The 903-nt window shown below is 60.2% G+C and carries 2 protein-coding genes; both read right to left on the minus strand.

Annotated features, from left to right (window positions below; genetic code table 11):
* Positions 1–10: 10 nt before the first annotated feature.
* Positions 11–565, minus strand: a complete 555-nt coding sequence (comE, locus tag Q1A85_RS22930) for a sulfopyruvate decarboxylase subunit beta (RefSeq protein ID WP_299695403.1) — start codon at positions 563–565, stop codon at positions 11–13.
* Positions 562–903 (minus strand): sulfopyruvate decarboxylase subunit alpha (locus Q1A85_RS22935; protein ID WP_299695406.1); only part of this gene is annotated, 342 nt, incomplete at its 5' end. The genes Q1A85_RS22935 and comE, both read right to left, overlap by 4 nt.

Consider the following 903-nt stretch of genomic DNA (forward strand, 5'->3'; position numbering starts at 1 on the left):
GCCCCTCCCCTCACCCCGCGACGGCCTTCATGAACCGGTCGCGGATCACCACCGGGTCCATGGTGATCACCGGCAGCTTGATGTTGCCGCTGTCGCATTTCACCACCAGCACCGTCATCTTGCCGCTGTCGATCGCCGCCTGAAGGGCCGCCCCGGTGTCCACATCCCGGCACGTCACCACGTTCTCGCACCCGCAGGCCGCCGCCACCTTTTCCAGTGCCGTCTTCTTGCCCGCATAGGTCGGCTGATCACCCGTCGAGCCATAAGACCCGTTGTCGATGATCATCAGGATAAAGTTGTCCGCCACGTTGTTCGCAATCGTCGGCAGCGTCCCAAGATTCGTCAGAACCGACCCGTCGCCATCAATCGAGATCACTGTCTTGGGCTGCGCCAGCGCCAGCCCCAACCCGATCGAAGACGACAGCCCCATCGTCCCCAGCATATAAAAATTCGTCGGTTGGTCGTCGATCATATGCAGTTCCTGGCTGGGCAGGCCGATGTTGCAGACCACCAGATGGTCCCGCAGAATGGGCGCGATTTCGCGCAGAATTTCGGAACGGATCATTGGTCGCCATAGCCTCCCCAAAAGTTGGCGTCGGTCAGGATCGCCACGGGTTTGTTGCACATGAAAGTATATTTCAGAATGTTATCAAGCTCTTCCACGTCCTTCTGCCAATGGAAGTGATAGGTGGGGATGTTCATCTGCGCCAGCAGCGCCTTGGTGTGCACGGCCATTTCGACCTGACAGGCGACCGGTTCGCGCAGCTCTCCGCGGTAGCTGATCAGCATGGGCAGCGGCATCCGGTAGTACTGGATCAGCGTGGCCAGCGTGTTGATGGTGACGCCGATGGCGGTGTTCTGCATGATGATGGCGGGCCGTTTGCCCCCCATCCAGGCACCGGC

This window comes from uncultured Tateyamaria sp. (assembly GCF_947503385.1).
GTDB lineage: Bacteria > Pseudomonadota > Alphaproteobacteria > Rhodobacterales > Rhodobacteraceae > Tateyamaria.